At 57.3% G+C, this 19,367-nt stretch carries 17 protein-coding genes; 12 read left to right on the forward strand and 5 right to left on the reverse strand.

Features of this window, described 5'->3' with window-relative positions:
• The first annotated feature begins 76 nt into the window (after positions 1-76).
• Positions 77-568 (forward strand): OsmC family protein, encoded by a 492-nt coding sequence (locus tag M2Q46_RS05390; protein ID WP_115633827.1) that lies wholly within the window; start codon positions 77-79, stop codon positions 566-568.
• 6 nt (positions 569-574) lie between these two features.
• Here the strand turns inward: M2Q46_RS05390 and M2Q46_RS05395 are convergent, their stop codons facing one another.
• Positions 575-1,441, reverse strand: a complete 867-nt coding sequence (locus M2Q46_RS05395) for a pirin family protein (protein ID WP_115633828.1) — start codon at positions 1,439-1,441, stop codon at positions 575-577.
• A 79-nt stretch (positions 1,442-1,520) separates the two neighbouring features.
• On the opposite strand from M2Q46_RS05395, the gene alkB reads away from it, so the two are divergent.
• Complete coding sequence (gene alkB, locus M2Q46_RS05400; protein ID WP_239054424.1) at positions 1,521-2,168, forward strand: DNA oxidative demethylase AlkB; 648 nt, start codon at positions 1,521-1,523, stop codon at positions 2,166-2,168.
• Positions 2,169-2,179: 11 nt separating this feature from the next.
• Here alkB and M2Q46_RS05405 read toward each other — a convergent pair whose 3' ends face one another.
• A complete protein-coding gene (locus tag M2Q46_RS05405; protein ID WP_026483468.1) occupies positions 2,180-2,968 on the reverse strand; it encodes a deaminated glutathione amidase in 789 nt (262 codons plus the stop codon).
• Positions 2,969-4,156: 1,188 nt separating this feature from the next.
• On the opposite strand from M2Q46_RS05405, the gene M2Q46_RS05410 reads away from it, so the two are divergent.
• Entirely contained in the window at positions 4,157-5,329 is a 1,173-nt protein-coding gene (locus M2Q46_RS05410; RefSeq protein WP_009458878.1) for an MFS transporter, read from the forward strand.
• Positions 5,330-5,540: 211 nt separating this feature from the next.
• Here the strand turns inward: M2Q46_RS05410 and M2Q46_RS05415 are convergent, their stop codons facing one another.
• Positions 5,541-6,737, reverse strand: a complete 1,197-nt coding sequence (locus M2Q46_RS05415; RefSeq protein ID WP_302356876.1) for an MFS transporter — start codon at positions 6,735-6,737, stop codon at positions 5,541-5,543.
• 96 nt (positions 6,738-6,833) lie between these two features.
• On the opposite strand from M2Q46_RS05415, the gene M2Q46_RS05420 reads away from it, so the two are divergent.
• From M2Q46_RS05420 to M2Q46_RS05430, 3 genes are all read left to right on the forward strand, one after another.
• Positions 6,834-7,598 carry a helix-turn-helix transcriptional regulator gene (locus M2Q46_RS05420; protein WP_009458871.1) on the forward strand — a complete coding sequence of 255 codons (765 nt, stop codon included), beginning with the start codon at positions 6,834-6,836 and terminating at the stop codon, positions 7,596-7,598.
• Between the two features lie 28 nt (positions 7,599-7,626).
• The gene (locus tag M2Q46_RS05425; RefSeq protein WP_052159431.1) at positions 7,627-8,829 is read left to right on the forward strand and encodes a benzoate/H(+) symporter BenE family transporter; all 1,203 of its coding nucleotides are present in this window, start codon (positions 7,627-7,629) and stop codon (positions 8,827-8,829) included.
• A 120-nt stretch (positions 8,830-8,949) separates the two neighbouring features.
• Positions 8,950-9,138 (forward strand): DUF3008 family protein, encoded by a 189-nt coding sequence (locus M2Q46_RS05430; RefSeq protein ID WP_009458869.1) that lies wholly within the window; start codon positions 8,950-8,952, stop codon positions 9,136-9,138.
• Here M2Q46_RS05430 and M2Q46_RS05435 read toward each other — a convergent pair whose 3' ends face one another.
• Together M2Q46_RS05435 and M2Q46_RS05440 are read right to left on the reverse strand one after the other, a co-directional pair.
• Entirely contained in the window at positions 9,139-9,897 is a 759-nt protein-coding gene (locus M2Q46_RS05435) for a LamB/YcsF family protein (RefSeq protein ID WP_060185234.1), read from the reverse strand.
• Entirely contained in the window at positions 9,894-10,835 is a 942-nt protein-coding gene (locus tag M2Q46_RS05440; protein WP_021446486.1) for a LysR family transcriptional regulator, read from the reverse strand. Before M2Q46_RS05440 ends, M2Q46_RS05435 begins: the two co-directional genes overlap by 4 nt.
• Before the next feature lie 143 nt (positions 10,836-10,978).
• On the opposite strand from M2Q46_RS05440, the gene xdhA reads away from it, so the two are divergent.
• The 6 genes from xdhA (at position 10,979) to M2Q46_RS05470 (ending at position 19,342) form a co-directional block, all read left to right on the forward strand.
• Entirely contained in the window at positions 10,979-12,472 is a 1,494-nt protein-coding gene (gene xdhA, locus M2Q46_RS05445; protein WP_239054426.1) for a xanthine dehydrogenase small subunit, read from the forward strand.
• The gene (xdhB, locus tag M2Q46_RS05450; RefSeq protein WP_115633831.1) at positions 12,472-14,799 is read left to right on the forward strand and encodes a xanthine dehydrogenase molybdopterin binding subunit; all 2,328 of its coding nucleotides are present in this window, start codon (positions 12,472-12,474) and stop codon (positions 14,797-14,799) included. Before xdhA ends, xdhB begins: the two co-directional genes overlap by 1 nt.
• Positions 14,796-15,764, forward strand: coding sequence for a xanthine dehydrogenase accessory protein XdhC (gene xdhC / locus M2Q46_RS05455; protein ID WP_021446484.1), 969 nt, complete (start codon positions 14,796-14,798; stop codon positions 15,762-15,764). The genes xdhB and xdhC overlap by 4 nt, the downstream gene beginning before the upstream one ends.
• 24 nt (positions 15,765-15,788) lie before the next feature.
• Complete coding sequence (guaD, locus tag M2Q46_RS05460) at positions 15,789-17,114, forward strand: guanine deaminase (protein WP_009455850.1); 1,326 nt, start codon at positions 15,789-15,791, stop codon at positions 17,112-17,114.
• Positions 17,115-17,306: 192 nt separating this feature from the next.
• Positions 17,307-18,608 (forward strand): isoprenylcysteine carboxylmethyltransferase family protein, encoded by a 1,302-nt coding sequence (locus M2Q46_RS05465; protein WP_115633832.1) that lies wholly within the window; start codon positions 17,307-17,309, stop codon positions 18,606-18,608.
• Positions 18,609-18,667: 59 nt separating this feature from the next.
• On the forward strand, positions 18,668-19,342 hold the full coding sequence (locus M2Q46_RS05470; protein ID WP_026483479.1) for a response regulator transcription factor: 675 nt from the start codon (positions 18,668-18,670) through the stop codon (positions 19,340-19,342).
• Positions 19,343-19,367: the final 25 nt, after the last annotated feature.

Below are 19,367 nucleotides of genomic sequence, written 5' to 3' on the forward strand. Positions count from 1 at the left end.
AGGGCTTTTTTTTGTATGTACGATAGCCCCCCGCTGCTACTCTTTTTGCTCCTTGTCACTTTGCCTGAGCAGAGCTATGAAAACGCACCACTATGAACTGTTGATCAGTTGGACCGGCAACACCGGGAGCGGCACCCGCACCCTTCGCTCCTACTCACGTAACCACGACGTGATGGCAGTTGGCCTGGAGACCATTGCTGCCTCCTCAGACCCTGCCTTTCGAGGCGACCCAGCCCGCTGGAACCCAGAGCAGCTTTTCCTGGCATCGATTGCTCAGTGTCATATGCTTTGGTACCTGGGAATAGCGGCAGAAGCCGGCATTGTGGTCACGGCCTATGAAGACCACCCTACCGGCATCATGATTGAAGAGGCTAACGGGGCTGGGCAATTCAAGAGTGTTACATTGCGCCCCTTCGTCACGATCACACCGGACAGTGACCTTGCCTTGTCCAAATCGCTTCACGATCGCGTAGGTGAATACTGCTTTATTGCCCGCTCCATCAACACTCCGATTCACCATGAGGTCACGGTCCACGTACAAGGTCAAACACCTCCACCATCGACGTAAAGAGCATTACACCGCAGGTAAAGGGATGAACTGCTCATCGTCCAGTGGTGGCAGACTGATGCGACCATTGAGCCAATCGTCCTTGGCCTGCTCGATACGGTCCTTGCGCGAGGACACAAAGTTCCACCAGATATGGCGTGGTCCCAGGGGCTCGCCGCCCAGCAGCATCAAATGGCTGTTTTGCTCGGCCAGGATGCGAGGGCTGTCGCCTTTGGCAAAGACCAGCATCTGACCAGCTCGATAGCGTTGAGCGCCTACCTCCAGCGCGCCCGTACAGATATAAATGGCGCGCTCTTCATGGCCGGTTGGCAAGGGGACAGACTGGCCCGCTTGTACGCGTAGTTCCATATAGAACAAGGGTGAGGCCACACTGGCAGGGCTGCACAGACCCAGCGCCGATCCGGCTATCAGGCGACCTTCCAGGCCCGTGTCCTGAATCAAAGGCAGTTGTTCGGCCTCGTAATGCACAAAATCGGGGTTTTGCTCTTCTTTATGTTCCGGCAAAGCCACCCAGGCCTGAATGCCATCCATACGGCCACCTTGGGTACGCATGGGCTCAAAGCGCTCGGAATGGCTGATGCCTGAACCAGCGGTCATCCAGTTCAAGGCGCCGGGCGTAATCTCTTGTTCCACGCCCAGGCTGTCGCGGTGTGTCATGGCACCTTCAAATAAATAGGTGACGGTAGACAGGCCAATATGCGGGTGTGGCAGCACATCGTTTTCTGTCCCTACAGGTGCCGTCAGCTCTTGTGGCCCCATACGATCAAAGAAGATAAAAGGCCCCACCATACGCCGTTGGCGAAAGGGCAGAACGCGCCCCACTTCAAATGCACCAATGCTGTGTTGACGTTGTGGAATCAGCAGCTCGACCATAGACACCTCTACTGGGAAGTCGCAAAAATACAATCCCGATTACTATACTCTGGTCACTGCTTTATTCGCCCTATCGCGCATGTCCACGCTCTCCCTGTTTGATCCCGTTCCCGGCAACGTCCTGACTCTGGATACCGGCCTGATCGCCCTTCCGGGGCTGGCCCTGCCCTATGCCGCCAGCTTGGCACAGGCGGTTCAAGAACTGGTGCACAGTGCTCCTTGGCGGCATATGCAGGTTCCCTCAGGGCATCGTATGTCGGCCGCACAAAGCAGTTGTGGCGACCTGGGATGGATATCGGACGAACACGGCTACCGTTACAGCCCCACGGACCCGCAAAGCGGTTTGGCCTGGCCCGCCATGCCTGCCATATTCAAGGAACTATTAACGCGCATTGCCCAGGAGTCGGGCCAGGGCCCTTTTCAACCCGATACCTGTCTGATCAATTACTACGACGAGCAGGCGCATATGTCCTTGCATCAGGATAGAAACGAGCGCAACTTGCAGCACCCGATTGTCTCGGTCTCCCTGGGACGTGAGGCCTTGTTTTTATGGGGCGGCGCAAAACGCAGCGACCCGGTGCGTACCCTGCGACTGCGCGATGGTGATGTGCTGGTCTGGTGGGGGCCGTCCAGATTGAATTTCCATGGGGTACGCAGACTGGAGGGCCCGGCCCATCCGGTATGGGGCACAGGCCGGGTCAATCTGACATTCAGAAAAGCAGGCTGAACCCCGCTAGTTCAGCCCAGTTCGGGCGGAGCAAAGCGACGGTTTTCCAGTACGGGCAAAATGCGACGGGCATAAGCCAAACGCTCCCGATCCAGATCAACCAAAAGCAATGTGGGAGTTTCTGCCGCCTGGGCCACGATCACACCCAAGGGATCCACCACCAGACTTTGGCCAATATTGCGTTCACCACACTCACCGACGGCCACCATATAGGCCGTATTTTCCAAAGCGCGAGCCGTCGTCAGCACACGCCAGTGGTGTTCCTTCAAGGGACCTTTCAGCCAGGCCGACGGCGCCAGCAAGACTTGCGCCCCGTCCACGCACAAGCGTCGGGCCAGCTCAGGAAAGCGCAGGTCGTAGCAAGTCATCAAACCTACTTTGAAACCGGCCACATCAATCAAGGCGGGGATTTCTGTACCTGGCTGTACATAGCGTGATTCTTGTACCGAGAAGGCATCGTACAAATGAAGCTTGTTGTAATGCGCCAGAACCTGGCCATCGCGCAGCACCACCAAGGTGTTCCAAACCTTGCCTTCTCCGGCCGGGGTATGAATGCAGAACACCACGGTTAAATCAGTATCACGGGTGGCAGCGCTCAGTCGGCTGACAAACTCCCCATCCAGGGCTTGTGCGGATTTCAGGACCACTTCAGGGTCGGCCACATTTCTGGCCAGCACACCTTCAGGCAGAACCAGTAACTGCGCGCCGGAGCGCAAGGCTTGTTCGATCAAACCCAGGCAAGCGCTCAGGTTTTCCTGCGAATCTTTGGATACGGCCATCTGGCCCAATGCAACTTTCATGACCACCTCCTTTGCGGTGCTGCCTAAGTGATTCTAACGCAGCCGCCCGCCCAGACCAGCCAGCGAACAAGGGAGAAAAACTGAACACCAAATGGTCAAATGTCAAACCATCCCCGTCGTTCAGCCCCAACAGATCAGCGTCATATTTCTCCACTTCCCATCATGTAAAAATTCGGACACAAACTGCAATTAAAAATAAATTTTAATCGGGTCAATACCCTGAGCGCGTTTAACCACACTAAACATTCTAGTCATATCAAAGAATATTTCTACTCAGCTAGCAGGTCAATTAAGCGATCAGGCTCTGAAACAAAGTGCCGTGCGCATAGCGACAAACCCAAACAACAACACGATCAATTTGAACGCTCTATTTCGTCCGTACAGTTCAATTCCATTTATCTTCATAAGCGTGAAACTCTATTGAGCTCAGTTCTCAAGCTCGGCTTTAATCAGCAGATATATGATAATGAGATATAAAAAACTCTTATATTTGCGATACCATAAACATTATGCAAATCGGCAAAATTGATTCTTTTATTAAGCCGGACAAAATCTCATAGACGGCACAAAAAGACGTTCTTAACTCTGGCAAGCATCTCTGCACCCATCCAGAATTTTCGAGGGCAAATCTCCAACCCAAATATGACCGGACATAATTAGAATCGATAAAACGCGATTAAATAAAATGAATCAAATCCGGATAAAATCGAGCTAAAAATAATGGGCCAAGTGCAAACCAGCACTGGCCCATTCATGAATTATCCTTGCGACGCCACTTCGTCCGACATGCCCGCCTGTCAAGCTGACCAGCCGCTTTGGCATTGGACTTTCAATGCACTAATGATTGAAATCCAAAATAATCAGAATAAAAAAAACCCCCGATTTCTTGCAAAATCAGGGGAAAGCTACCACAGGAAAATGATTGGATACAAAACACCCAATACCGTGATTCTATATAAAAAACTAAAAAAAATCTGCATACGTTGTTTAGGGCTGACGCTATAGCTTGATAAATTAATTTGTGCTAGGACGTAATAAGAATTAAAAACTTAAAAAGATCTTCAATTCCCTACAGTTACATGACCCTATTCCGTCCTTAGAAATCTTGAGCCTTGCCCCATGACTGCGCGACAATAAGGCCTCTTACGGGTGGGACACACTACCCTTCTTGATTCTCAGGCGTTTATCTTGTCTTCTTCGCACTCTTCCTTATCCCCCCGCCAGGTTTTACTGGCCATTCTGGCCTTGGCTGTGGGTGGTTTTTCCATCGGCACCGGCGAATTTGTCATCATGGGTTTGCTACCCGATGTGGCCCAGGATCTGGGTATCGATATTCCCACCGCGGGCCACTTGATCAGCGCTTACGCTTTAGGCGTGGTGATCGGCGCTCCGGTACTGGCCGTACTGGGCGCACGCTGGCCCTGGCGCCGTCTGTTAATAGCCTTGATGGGCGCTTATGCCGTGGGCAATTTCCTGACCGTGATCGCCCCCAGCTATGAAACCGTGTTGATCACCCGCTTTCTGGCCGGCTTTCCGCATGGCACCTACTTTGGTGTTGCCGCCCTGGTAGCCGCTCGCCTGGTGCCGCCGCATCGCCGCGCACAGGCCGTGGCCTACGTCATGCTGGGTCTGACAGTCGCTACCTTATTGGGTGTGCCCATTGCCACCACCTTGGGACAATGGCTGAGCTGGCAGGCGGCCTTTACCTTCGTCAGCCTGATCGCCTTGCTGACCATGGGGCTGGTACTGCGCTTTGTGCCTTTCATTCCCGCCAACACCCTGGCCAGCCCTTTGCGCGAACTGGGGGCCCTGAAGCGCAAGCAAGTCTGGTTGACGCTGGGCATAGGCGCAATTGGTTTTGGTGGCATGTTCTCGGTGTTCAGCTACGTAAAATCCACCTTGATGGAACTGGCGGGCCTGTCGGTCAGCGCCATCCCTGTCGTGCTGGCCTTGTTTGGCGTTGGCATGGTGCTGGGCAATTTACTGGGCGCCCGCTATGCGGACCGCTACCTGGATCGCAGCATTCGCCTGGTTCTGATCTGGGCTACCGGCGTGCTCTTGCTGTTCATGATCACGGCCCACCATCCAATCCTTGGCCCCTTGAACATCATGCTGATTGGCACCCTGGTGGCCTTGGGCCCCGCTTTGCAGATTCGCCTGATGGACGTGGCAGGTGATGCCCAAACACTGGCGGCTGCGCTGAATCACTCGGCTTTCAATATGGCCAATGCGCTAGGTGCATGGTTGGGTGGTTTGACGATTGCCGCTGGCTGGGGCTGGACTTCGACCGCCTGGGTAGGTGCCTTGCTGGCCTTGGGTGGCCTGGCCTTGCACACCATTTCGCTGCGCATTAAAGAATAGTCAGACCTCAGAGCGGGTGACTCGGAGCAGGCAATTTTGTCGTAGGCGACAGAAGCTGAACACAGGAATAGCCTTTGCAAAACTGAACTCTGCCAGTAACCCAAAAACAAAACGGCCTGTAATTGGATGCCCCTAAGGGTATTTCAATTACAGGCCGCTTTTGTTTGGCCCTCTCTCGGGGGTCCGACTACCTGGCTTTCAGCAATTCAGCTCAGGCTTTGCTTGCAGCTGCGGGGCGAGCCGCCAACCAACCGGCGTAGCCCATTCCAAAGCTGACCAGAATGCACAAGCCCAAGGCCCAGCCCCAGCTATTGAACAGGTCATGCAAACCGCCCATGGCGGGAGGCCCAAACGCGGCCAGCAAATAACCCATGCACTGCGCCATACCCGACAGGGACGCCGCCTGCGAAGTAGACGTAGAACGTACCCCAATCAAGGCCAAGGCAATCAGGAATACGCTGCCACTACCAAAGCCAAACAGCACCGCCCACAGCAAGGACCAGGACGGCAAGACCAGAAAGCCCACAAAGGTCAGGGTCTGCAGCAAGGCACCCGCCAAGGCCACCCCACGCTGGTCGTGCACACGGCTCAACACGGGCATCAGCAGCAAGGCCGGTACGGCGGTAGCCAACTGCATCAAGCCATGAATCTGGCCCGCATGATCCGGCTCAAAGCCATAGTTCACCAGCATCACAGGCAACCAGCTGGCAATCATGTAGTAAGCCACCGAGTTCAAACCCATGTACAGGGTGATATGCCAGGCCAGGGGCAAACGCCACACCGAAGAACTGGTTGCCGCGCCAGCGGGCGTATTTTGTGCCGCACGTCGATCCGCGCCCAACTGGGTAGCCCAGACAACTACGCTAGCCAATGCCATCACACCGACCACCATCAGGGACGACCAGCGCCAGCTTTGGCCTGTCCACTCCGCCATAGGGACCGCCATCGCGGAGTTGAACGCCGCGACCAGACCCATGAACAAAACGTACAGCGACGTCACAAAACTGATGCGCATGGGGAAATGACGTTTCACCAGAGAAGGCAACAGCACATTACCCAAGGCAATCCCGATAGCCAGCAAACCGATACCGGCAAACAACTCTATCGTGCCGCCCAGGATACGTACCACCACACCTACCGCAATCAGTACGGAAGCAATAAACAAGGAACGGGACAAGCCCACCACCCGCGCCATGGAGGCGGCCAGCAAGGAGACCACCGCAAAGATGAACAAGGGCATGGCGGTCAGCAGACCGGCCTGCGTGGACGACAGGGAGAGGTCTGCCTGGATCAGCTCCAGCAAGGGGGCGATACCCGTGATCGGGGCTCGCAGATTGCCGGCAATCAGCAAGACGCCAATCAACACCAGCAAGGGGTGGGAGAGCCAGGAGAGTCGAGAGAGGGACATGAAATGTAGCCAGTAGGTGAAAACCCTACTCTATCCTGTTTCGATGCCGACGCAAACAGGATATTATGACAACTTATACCTCAAACCAGACAAAGCATGAGTTTTAGCTCCAATCCGCAAGGCGGGCCTATTTTCAGCATCAAGATGGCGATGGGCAGCAATACTGAAAATCCATTGCATACCCATCCCAATGGACAGCTGATCATGACGCAATATGGCTCCGTCACCCTGCAAACCGACCAGGGCTACTGGATGGTGCCGCCGCTGTGCGCCGTCTGGGTGCCGGTGGGTATCCGTCACCGTGCCCGCGCCGACGATCAGGCCCTGATTCATTTCCTGTACATACAGCCCGGTCTGGATGAACTGCCCGATCACTGCAGCACCCTGGACCTGAGCCCCATGGTGCGCGAGATGATCATTCATTTAAGTGATCTGAATCCCCATTACGAGCCGGGCAGCCAGACGCACCGTCTGGCACTGGTGCTGCTGGAAACCTTGAATCAAATGCCTACCCGGCAGCTGCATGTACCGGTGCCCGAGGACAAAGTTTTGCAGACGATTGCGCAACATATGCTGCAACAGCCCGACTCGCGCCCTACGATGGCCGACTGGGCAAAAGAACTGGCCATGAGTGAGCGCACCCTGGCCCGACATATGCTAAAACACACAGGGATGAGCTTCGGGCGCTGGCGGCAACAATTCATGATTATGCTGGCCCTGCAAAAACTGGGTTCGGGAATGTCCGTAAAGAGCACGGCCAGGGAATTGGGTTACACCTCTATCAGTGCCTTTATTACCGTTTTCAAATCTATTTTGGGCGAAACCCCCAGCCGTTACTTGAGCCAAACCCATTCTTCTTAAGTCCCTACTACCCTCACCACACGCATCCATGTCTTCCACACACCTGTCCCGCCCCGGATATCTGCAGCGCTTATTGAGTTGGTTCCAGATTTCTCACATGTCGGCGGGGCTGATTGCCGTGCTGGTGGGCTACACAAGTTCTGCTGCCATTGTTTTTCAGGCCGCTCAAGCGGCCGGTGCCAACACCGCCGAGCTGGGCTCCTGGATGTGGTCTTTGGGTATTGGTCTGGGCCTGCTGTCGGCAGGTCTGTCGCTGCGCTACAAGATTCCAATTCTGACTGCCTGGTCCACCCCCGGCGCTGCGCTGCTGGCCACGGGTCTGGTGGGCCTGCCCATGTCCCAGGCCGTGGGCATTTTCCTGTTTTCGTCCCTGCTGACCACCATTTGCGGTCTTAGCGGCAGCTTTCAGAAGTTGATGCAGTACATGCCGCGCAGCATTGCCGGCGCCATGCTGGGCGGCATCTTGCTGCGCTTTGGCCTGGATCTGTTCGGTGCCATGCAGACCCAATGGCTGCTGTGCCTGAGCATGTTCATTGTGTTTCTGGTGGTGCGCCAATGGTCGCCCCGCTACGCCGTGCCGCTGGCACTGGTGGCCGGTGTCACGATTGCTGCCATGCAAGGTTTGCTGAAAATGGAAATTCTGAGCTGGACACCCGCCACGCCGGTGCTGGTCTGGCCCGAGTTTTCCTGGACGGCGCTCATTGGTGTGGGCATTCCCTTTTTCATCGTCACCATGAGCTCGCAGAACATTCCGGGCGTGGCTGTATTGAAGGCGCATAACTACGATGCGCCCAACTCCACTGTCATTAGCTGGACCGGGATTGTGGGCCTGATCTTTGGCCCCTTCGGTGGCTACGCCTACAATCTGGCCGCCATTAGCGCCGCCCTGTGCATGACTCCCGAAGTGGATGCGGACCCGCGTCAGCGTTATCGCGCCAGTGTCTGGGCCGGGATTTTCTATTTTGCCGCCGGTATCTTTGGTGCCACCGTGGTCAGCCTGTTTGCCGCCTTCCCAACCGAACTGATTGCGGCCATTGCCGGTCTGGCCTTGCTGGGTACCATAGGCAATAGCATCCACATGGCGCTGGAAGCCCCAGACACCCGTGACGCCGCCCTGGTCACCTTTCTGACCACCGCGTCAGGCATGAGCCTGCTCAATATCGGCAGTGCCTTCTGGGGTCTGGTTTTTGGTATGGCTATGTACTTGATTCAGAAACGAAAAGTGTCCTGATCCGGCCATCCCCCCGGCGTCTGTTCAAGACGGCAAACAAGCCTCACATTTGCTTGCTTTGCCGTCTTTTTCATTTGGCACACTAAAGGCATGACCACTTTTCTTTAACGGAGGTGCTTCATGCCTGCTTTATCTCAAGCCCAACAAAAAGCTGCCGGTGCAGCCTTGTCCGCCAAACGCGGGGAAACTCCGGTAGCCAGTCTGAAAGGGGCATCGCTGGAAATGTACAACACCATGAGTACCAAGGAGCTGGAAGAACTGGCCAGCACCGATACCGCGCGCCGCAACCTGCCTGAACACAAGGAGTAATCAGACAGCCTGAACGCGCACGCCGCTTTGCTCGAAGGCTTGATGCAAACGCTGCGCAAATTCGGCCGCCCCCGCCTGATCCCCATGCAGACACAGGGTATCGGCTGACAAAGGCACCGTTTTACCTGACAGGCTGGTAACGGTGCCTTGCTCTATCATCTGCATCACTTGCTGCACGGACTGATCGGCGTCGGTAATCATGGCGCCGGCTTGCTGACGGGGTGTCAGACTGCCATCGTCCTGATAGCTACGGTCGGCAAACACCTCTTGTGCTACCGTCAGGCCCGCATCACGCCCGGCCTGCACCTGCACACTGCCTGCCAGCGCATACAGAATCAGGCTGCGATCAATATCGGCCACCGCTTGGGAAATGGCTTTTGCCAGTGCCGCATCGCGGGCGGCCATATTGTAAAGAGCGCCATGTGCCTTGACGTGATGCAGGGCGGCGCCCTGGGTGCGGGCAACGGCCGCCAAGGCCCCCACCTGAACCACTACCATGTCATAGACCTGCTCGGGGGTGACCGCCATCACCCGGCGGCCAAAGCCGGCCAGATCCGGCAGGCCGGGATGTGCGCCCAGCTTCACGCCATGCTTTAGGGCCAGGGCCACCGTCTGACGCATGGTGCCCGGATCTCCGGCATGAAAGCCACAGGCGATATTTACCGACGTCACCCACGGAATAACCTGCTCGTCATGGCCCATGACCCAGGGGCCAAAGCTCTCGCCCATGTCGCAATTCAAATCAATACTCAAGCTCATGGAGTTCCCTCTGATAATCCATCCAACCTGCCTGCGGCCTGGGCAATGCAACGCCTGAACCACAGCAGTTCTGCCGCATTATGCGTGCGCGGGTGCCACAGCTGATAAAAGCGCATCAGTGGAAAATGAACCGGACAAGGCAAAACCGTAATCGGCAGAATGCGGGCATAGTACTCGGCAAACTGGCGGTTCGTGGTGAACACCATGTCCGTGCGACTCAAAATCCCCGGAACCAGGCCGAAATACGGCACGACCATCTGTACGTGACGGCTGATGCCCTGCTCGGCCAGGCAACCGTCAATAAAGCCGCGCTTGTCCGTCACGTGGGCCGAAGGGGCCAGATGCGGCATGTCCAGATAGTGCTGCAAGGACAGGCCACGCTGCGCCAAGGGATGATGGCGGCCCAGCATACAGACCACCTCGTCATCAAACAGACGCGCCAGGTGCAGCTTTTCCGGAGGCTCCAGCCAGTTGCCGATCACCACGTCCAGTTCGCCCTCTTCCAGGGCCTGTACGTAATCCAGGTCCGGATTGATGGTATGGACCACCAGTCGGGCCTGCGGCGCCTGACGACGCACCCGCTCCGCAATATCCGGGATAAAAGCACCATCCAGATAGTCCGGTGCGCCCAGATTGAAAACGCGGGTAGACTGACTGGGATCCATGGGCTCTGCCGCGGCAGAAATTCGCTCGATAGCTTGCAAGGCTTCCGTGGCATGTGCCAGCAAAAAAGGACCGCGCTCGGTAGGCACCATTCCCTTTTTACCGCGCAGCAAAATCGGATCGCCCGTGATTTCGCGCAAGCGCCGCAAGGCATTGCTAACGGCTGGCTGGGACATGCCCAAGCGGATAGCCGTACGCGAGACGCTATGCTCCTTGAGCAGCGACTGCAATACCCGCAGCAAATGTAGATCTAGTTGTTCTCGTAATTTTGGCATGGTTTAAATAATACAAGCGCTGGCCCGCCTCGTTGATCGGTGTAGACACTCATACGCCTATATAGTGAACATCATTCCAAGCAAATGTTCGCATCCTAAGCAAATGCTATCTTCGATCCGTAAAAAACCAGTCGAGTGAGATCATGGAGACAAGACCAATTCGTTTTATTTATCGCGGCGAAGTACAGGAAGTGGCTCAGGCCCCAACCACGCGAACCGTTTTACAGTATATCCGTGAGGATCTGCACTGCACCGGCACCAAAGAAGGCTGTGCCGAGGGTGACTGCGGCGCCTGCACGGTCATGATTGGCGAACTGGACCAGAACAATCAACTGCAATTGCGTGCCGTAAACGCCTGTATCCAGCTGCTACCTACGCTGGACGGCAAGGTGCTCTACACCATTGAGGATCTGCGCCAGGACGATGGCACCCTGCACCCCGTGCAACAGGCCATGGTGGACTGGCACGGTGCCCAGTGCGGCTTTTGTACGCCCGGCTTCATCATGTCGCTGTGGGGCCTGTACATGACGCACTCGCCCGAAGACGGCCCGGTTTCCCGGGAACAGATCGACGATGTGCTCTCGGGCAATCTGTGCCGCTGTACCGGCTACCGCCCCATTATTGATGCGGCCAAGGCCATGCACAGCTATCCGGCTGTCAGCATGGATCGCCAATCCATTGAGGACAAGCTGCGTGCCATTCGTCAGGACGGCATGCTGGCCTATGAATACCAGGGCCAGACCTTCCACGCCCCCCGCACGCTGGACCAGTTGGCCCAGCTGCGTGAGCAATATCCGCAAGCCCGCATTCTGGCTGGCAGCACCGATATCGGCCTATGGGTGACCAAGCAATTCCGCGATTTGCCGCATCTGATCTATATCGGTCAGGTGGCCGAGCTGCGCGAACTGAAAACCACCGGGGACGATCTGTATATAGGTGCAGGCGTGCTGCTGAACGATGCTTTCGACGCCCTGATCAAAGACCACCCCGAACTGACAGAACTGCGCCAACGCTTTGCCTCCTTCCCTATCCGCAACGCCGGTACCCTGGGCGGCAACGTGGCCAACGGCTCGCCTATTGGCGACTCCATGCCCGCCCTGATTGCCATGCGTACCCGTGTGGTGCTGCGCAAAGGCGCAGTCGAGCGCGTGCTGCCTTTGGAAGATCTGTATCTGGCCTACCAGAAAACCGCCATGGAACCGGGCGAGTTCGTGCAAGGCCTGCTGGTCCCACGCAACAAGGGACAATGGCAATTCCGTACCTACAAGCTGTCCAAGCGTTTCGACCAGGACATTTCTGCCGTGTGCGCCGCCTTTGCGGTGGAACTGGACGGCAAGATCGTCAAACAGGCTCGCATCGCCTTTGGTGGTATGGCTGCCACCCCTAAACGCGCCAGCCACGCCGAGCAAGTGCTGCAAGGTCAGGAATGGAACGAGGAAAACGTACAAGCTGCCATGCAAGCGCTGCAACAGGACTACCAGGCCCTGAGCGATATGCGTGCTAGCAGCGAATACCGCAATCAAAGTGCGGCCAATCTGCTGTACCGCTTCTTCCTGGAAACCCACCCTGAACACGCTTTGAGTCCCGCCCAGCTGAATGTCTTTCACCGAGCTCAAGCCAGCCTGGAGACTTTGTGATGAAAATTGACAATATCGACCACCTGAACACCGCCACGGCTCAACGAGTCGGTGTGTCCTTTCTGCACGAGTCGGCAGACCTGCACGTGAGCGGCACGGCCACATATACCGATGATTTGCCTGAATTGCAGGGCACGGCCCATATTGCGCTGGGCCTGTCGGAAAAAGCCCATGCCCGTTTGCTGGACGTGGATCTGGAAGCTGTGCGTCAAGCGCCCGGTGTCATTGCCGTCCTGACGGTTGCCGACATTCCCGCCGCAAATAATTGTGGCCCTATTCTGCATGACGACCCCATTCTGGCCGATGGCGTGGTGCATTACTTTGGCCAGCCCATTTTTGCGGTTATTGCGAAATCCCACGACCAGGCACGCCGTGCAGCGCGTCTGGGCAAGATCACCTATGAAGAGCTGCCTGCCATCTTGACTCCGCAAGAAGCCAAGGCCGCGAATGCCGGTGTTCTGCCCCTGATGAGCCTGAAACAAGGCGACGCCAAAAAAGCACTGGAATCGGCTCCACACCGCCTGCAAGGCACCTTCCAGTGCAATGGTCAGGAACAGTTTTATCTGGAAGGCCAGATTTCCTACGCCGTGCCCAAGGAATACGGCGCCGTGCATATCTGGTGCTCCACCCAGCACCCTTCGGAGATGCAGCAGCTGGTTGCTCACTGTCTGGGCGTTGGTGCACACAAGGTACACGTGGAATGCCGTCGCATGGGCGGTGGTTTCGGAGGCAAGGAATCTCAATCGGCCCTGTACGCCTGCGTGGCCAGTGTGGCCGCCGTCAAGCTGCAACGCCCGATCAAACTGCGCCTGGACCGCGACGACGACTTCATGATTACCGGCAAGCGTCACGGTTTCTACTATGAATACGATATTGGCTACGACGACGAAGGCCGCCTGCTGGGTGCCCGTCTGGACATGACGGCCAACTCGGGGTTTTCCGCCGACTTGTCCGGCCCCGTGGCAACCCGCGCCATCTGTCACTTTGACAATGCCTACTACCTGTCCGATGTAGACATGAGCGCCTTGTGTGGTCGCACCAATACCCAATCCAATACGGCCTTTCGAGGCTTTGGTGGCCCGCAAGGGGCCTTGGTCATGGAAGTGGCGCTGGACACGATTGCTCGCCGTCTGGGCAAAGATCCGCTGGATGTGCGCCGCATCAACTTCTACGGCAAAGAAGACCGTAATGTGACGCCTTACGACCAGACCGTGGTCGATAACGTCATTCACGAGCTGGTGGCCGAGCTGGAGGAAACCAGCGAATACCGTCAGCGCCGTGAACACATCCGTGAATTCAATGCCAGCAGCCCGGTACTGAAAAAGGGTCTGGCACTGACCCCGGTGAAATTCGGTATTTCCTTTAACGTACCCGCCTTCAACCAGGCTGGGGCTCTGGTCCACGTCTACCGTGACGGCACAGTTTTGGTGAACCACGGTGGCACGGAAATGGGCCAGGGTTTGAACACCAAGGTCGCCCAGGTCGTTGCCCACGAGCTGGGCCTGAATCTGGAGCACATCCGGGTCACGGCCACCGATACCACCAAAGTGGCCAATACCTCGGCCACGGCGGCATCCACAGGTACGGACTTGAACGGTAAAGCCGCCCAGGATGCGGCCTACCAGATTCGCCAGCGTCTGACGACGGTAGCTGCCCAGCTCTTCTCGGAGGAAGAGTCCAGCGTGAAATTCGAGCGGGGTCAGGTCCAGATCGGCGGCCAGACCATGCCCTTCTTTCAACTGGTTGAGCACGCCTACCAGGCCCGCGTCCAGCTGTGGTCCGACGGCTTTTACGCCACCCCCGGCCTGCACTGGGACTCCAAAGTCATGAAGGGCAACCCCTTCTACTACTTCTCTTATGGGGCTGCCGTCGCTGAAGTGCTGATCGACACGCTGACCGGGGAATCTCGTCTTCTGCGTGCTGACGTGCTGCACGATGTGGGCAAATCCATCAATCCGGCCCTGGATATTGGCCAGGTTGAAGGCGCCTTTATTCAAGGTATGGGCTGGCTGACAACAGAAGAGCTGGTTTGGAACGCTCAAGGCAAGCTCACCACGCATGCACCGTCGACCTACAAGATCCCGGCCATCAGCGACTGCCCCATGGACTTCCGCGTCAATCTGTTCGATGGCCGCAACGCCATGGATTCGATTCACCGCTCCAAAGCCGTGGGCGAACCGCCTTTGCTGCTACCGTTCTGCGTCTTTAACGCGATCCGTGATGCGGTTGCCAGTGTAGGCAACTACCAGATTGAGCCCGTGCTGAACGCCCCTGCGACTGCGGAAGCCGTCATGCGGGCTGTTGCGGCTATTCGCAAAGCGAAATGAGTAGCTGGCCCTCTCTTGCCCTCGCCCGTGTGAAAGCGGGCGAGCGGCTGGTTTTGTGCTCGGTGGCGCTGGCCAAAGGCTCCACCCCGCGCACCACGGGCACGGCCATGCTGTTCAGCCAAACTGAGCAGTGGTTAACCATTGGTGGCGGGCACCTGGAATGGGTAGCGGCAGAACAGGCACGTGTCATGCTCAGTCAGTCCTCCGGACCCGGCTGGAGCATGAGCCGCCTGCCGCTGGGCCCCAGTCTGGGCCAATGTTGCGGCGGGGTCGTTACCTTGCTGTACGAAACCCTGGGTGCCGAGGATCTGGGCTGGCTGGAAGAGCTGGATAGCGCCGTGCGGGCCGGTCAGGCGACCAGCCGCCGTTCACAATTGCTCTCAGACGGCAATAAGCAGGTTGATATCCAAAGCCCTTCAATTGTGGACGAGTCCCGACTGGAGTACGACGGCTCGCAAGGCGTCTGGATGGAGGACCTGCCGCCCCCGCCCCTGACTATTTTGCTGTTTGGGGCCGGTCATGTGGGCGAGGCACTGGTGCAGATTCTGGGCACCCTGCCATGCCGGGTTCTGTGGATTGACGAACGCCCTGAACTGTTTCCCGCTCAGGTACCCAGCAATGTCAGCCTGGAAATTACCGACATCCCCGATGCGCTGATCGAACAAGCCCCGACCAATAGCTATTTTCTGGTGATGACGCATAATCACGGCCTCGATCTGGCTCTGTGCCAAAAGATCTTGCGCCGCCCCGATACGGCCTATGTGGGCCTGATCGGCTCCATGACCAAACGTCGTCAATTCGAGCGCCGCTTGCAACAACGCGGCATGCCCGAATCCCGTATTCAGGAACTGGTCTGCCCCATTGGCGTGCCAGGTATCAAGGGCAAGGCCCCCTCGATTATTGCCGTGGCTGTCGCCGCCGAATTGCTGACCCACGCCTATGAAATGGGCCAGCTCAGTCGCTGATGCGACCTCGACTTCAAGGACACTATGACTACCTCTTTACACTCCGCCTGCGCCTACCGTGCCCAACTGCTGTACTTTGTCGCGGACCCTGCCACATTGGAAGATCCTTCCGAAGCCGTGCGCTATCACAGTGACGGCCTGCTGCTGGTCAACGAACAGGGCCAGATTCAGGCCTGTGGCGACTGGGCCGAACTGTCGCGCAGCCTGCCTGCCGATACAAAGACCGTGGATTTGAGCGGGAAAATCATCATGCCAGGCATGATCGACACCCACCTGCACTTTCCGCAAACCGACATTATTGCCTCTCCCTCCAGCGGCCTGCTGCCCTGGCTGGAAACCTATACCTTCCCAACTGAAGGCCGTTTTGGCGATAGTGAACATGCCCGCGAAGTGGCTGGCGTGTTTCTGGACGAACTGCTGCGCAACGGCACGACCACCGCCCTGGTCTATGGCAGTGTGCACCGCCAATCCGTGGATGCCTTCTTTGAAGAAAGCCACGAGCGCAATCTGCGCATGATTGCAGGCAAGGTGATGATGGATCGCAACTGCCCGGACTATCTGCAAGATACCGCCGAGTCAGGCGCACGCGATTCGGAAGACCTCATCAAGCGCTGGCACGGCAAGGGCCGCCAACTGTACGCTCTGACACCCCGTTTTGCGCCCACCTCCACCCCGGAGCAATTGGCCGCCTGTGGTGAACTGGCCCGCGCCTACCCCGATGTGTTTCTGCAAACCCATGTGGCAGAAAACAAGGACGAAATCAAATGGGTAAGCGAGCTGTTCCCCAAGAACCGCAGCTATCTGGACGTGTACGACAGCTTTGGTCTGCTGCGCCCCCGCGCCATCTACGGCCACAGTATCTGGCTGGACGAGCAGGATCGCGCCCGCATGCACGATACCGGCAGTATTGCGGCGCACTGCCCCACCTCCAACCTGTTCCTGGCCTCTGGTTTGTTCGATTTCCAGTCCATTCGCCAAAGCAAGGTGCTGCACACCCTGGCCACCGATGTGGGCGGCGGGACGTCGTTCTCCATGCTGCGCACCATGAACGAAGCCCACAAAGTGGCCCGTCTGAACAACTACCATCTGACCGCCGCATCCATGTTCTACATGGCCACCGAAGGGGCCGCGCGGGCACTGGACATGCAGGGTCAAATCGGCACGCTGGCTCCTGGTGCCGAGGCGGACTTTATTGTGATGGACCCCAAGGCCACTCCCTTGATGGCCCGCCGCAGCACCATGCTGAACTCGCTGGAAGAGCAATTGTTCATGCTGGCCCTGCTGGGTGACGATCGCTGCATTCAAGCCAGCTACAGCGCAGGCCGCTGCGTGCATCAGCGCGATCACTAAACACAACTGAAGCCGGGTCCTGGCGGGCAACTCCAATCATTACAACCGCCGCCAGGGACTCTTTTCCGTCTACCCAAAAAATATCTGCACGCGTTTTTCGATTTAACGCGGATTTTACGGTGCCAACGATACATTGATCCCGTCAGTAGGGAGCCAGCCCCGGCTCCCCCCTCTTCTTGGCGAGATTTGATTATGTCCGGCACATCAACACTGGTGCAACGCAACTCCCTGTTCTACCTGCTGACGCAGGTTGTGGGAGTGACCTTTTTGTTTCTCTGGCTGGCCAGCCTGACCCAGGACTGGTCCCCGCTCAATCCCTTGCTGGCATCCAGCCAGCAACCTGGCCATATGGCCCATGAAATGAAAGAGGCTCAAGGTCTGCTGACCGGCCTGATTGCCGCCGCTGGTTTGTTCCTGGCTGCCTGGAAGCTGCGCCAGCTGCGCGGACAAGAGGCCTTGCCAGGCAAACGCATCCTGTTGCTGGGCACCAGCCTGTTCCTGGCCGTGCCTTTGCTGATGCTGCTTCTGCAATACTCCGCTGCCTCCCCAAGCCTGGAATCGCTGTATCACCAGATACCCGAGATCAAACCCTTGCTGGAAGTGGGTGCCATCGTCGCCGTGGGCGCTGGCTTGCTACACCTGTACTTTGCCGGTTGGGCCTTGAACCAGGCCCGACTGCGCTGGGGGGGCCTGCTGGCCGGTTTGATCTGCGCCTTTTTGTTGGGCTTGCTGGACGCGGATCAAGAGCGTATCAATTTGACTCAAGTGTTTGCCTCACTGGCGCTTGTCTGGCTGCTGGGCAGCATCGCCTTCTACCCCTTGATCGTGAATCCCGAACGCTGGTCAGCCTCCCATAGCGAACGCGCCACGGTTGCAGAGGCCTGGGAACATCTGGCCAGCATTCAGGTACAACGTCGCCGCAGCCTGGGGGTGTTTGGTGGCCTGATGGTCGTGATTCTGCCTTTCTTCGCCTCCACCTGGGCGGTCGACTCGCTGGTCTTTCAATTCACCCGCATGGCCGGTCTGGGGCTGGTCCTGATTGCCGTCCTGGGCCGCTGCTGGTGCATGTTGTACCTGGGCGGTCATAAAGGCTCCAGCCTGATCAGCCAAGGCCCCTACTCCATCAGCCGCAACCCGCTGTATCTGTTTTCCCTGTGTGCCGTCACCGGCATGGGTGCACTGTCCGGCAGCCTGCTGCTTGGCCCCATACTCGCCTTGTTTGTCTACGCCGTCTTCAACAATGTGATCGACGAAGAACAGGTTCTGCTGCACAAAGTCTTTGGTCAGGATTATCAGGACTACTGCCAGCGCGTGCCCCGCCTGATCCCACGCCTGAGCCTCTGGAACAGCCCGAACGAACTGCAAGTGTCCCTGACAGGATTGGCCCGCACCTTACGCGATGCCTTGCCTTACTTCCTGATCTGGCCCGTCTTTGCCTTGGCACAGTGGTTGCAAATCAATGGCTGGGTACCCGTACTTCTGCGTCTACCCTGATCGCCCCCAAGTGCAGTAAGCTGCACAAGAACTGTCCCAACCCTGTGGAACAAGCTGTCATGCGTGTCCTGATTGTTGAAAACGATACGACTATTGCCGAAAATCTTTATACCTATCTGGAACTGAAAGGCTTTGCTGTGGACGCCGCCTACGACGGCAATGGTGCACTGACACTGCTGCAAGAACAGGATTTCGATGCATTGGTACTGGATCTGGGCTTGCCCGGTCTGGATGGTTTTGGTGTACTCCAGGCCCTGCGCCAGTCCAGTCAAACCCCCATCCCGACCTTGGTACTGACAGCCCGCAGCCAGCTGGAAAGCAAGCTCACGGCCTTTGACCTGGGGGCGGACGACTATCTGATCAAACCTTTTGCCCTGGCTGAAGTCGAAGCCCGGCTACGCGCTCTGATGCGTCGTGGCCCACCACAAGTGCAGCACGGCTCACTGCATTGGGGCCGTCTGGAATACAACCTGGATACGGCACTGGTCAGCGTCAGCGGTCAGGAACTGCACCTGAGCTTCAAAGCCCGCCAGTTACTGGAAGCCCTGTTACGCGACCCGCAAGCCATTCTGACACGCCGCTCCCTGGAAAAAACCCTGTGGCCCCAAGGCGCTCCGTCGCCAGAAGCCTTACGCAGTCAAATCCATATCTTGCGCCGCGCCTTGTCCGAGGCTGGCGCAGGCACCATTGAAACCTTGCCCGGCATGGGCTGGCGTTTGCAACAAGAGAGCTAAGGGATGGCCAAAGCTCCGCGCCGCA

Origin of the sequence: Alcaligenes sp. YSL9 (genome assembly GCF_030515105.1) — a bacterium.
GTDB classification, from domain to species: Bacteria; Pseudomonadota; Gammaproteobacteria; order Burkholderiales; family Burkholderiaceae_B; genus Alcaligenes; species Alcaligenes phenolicus.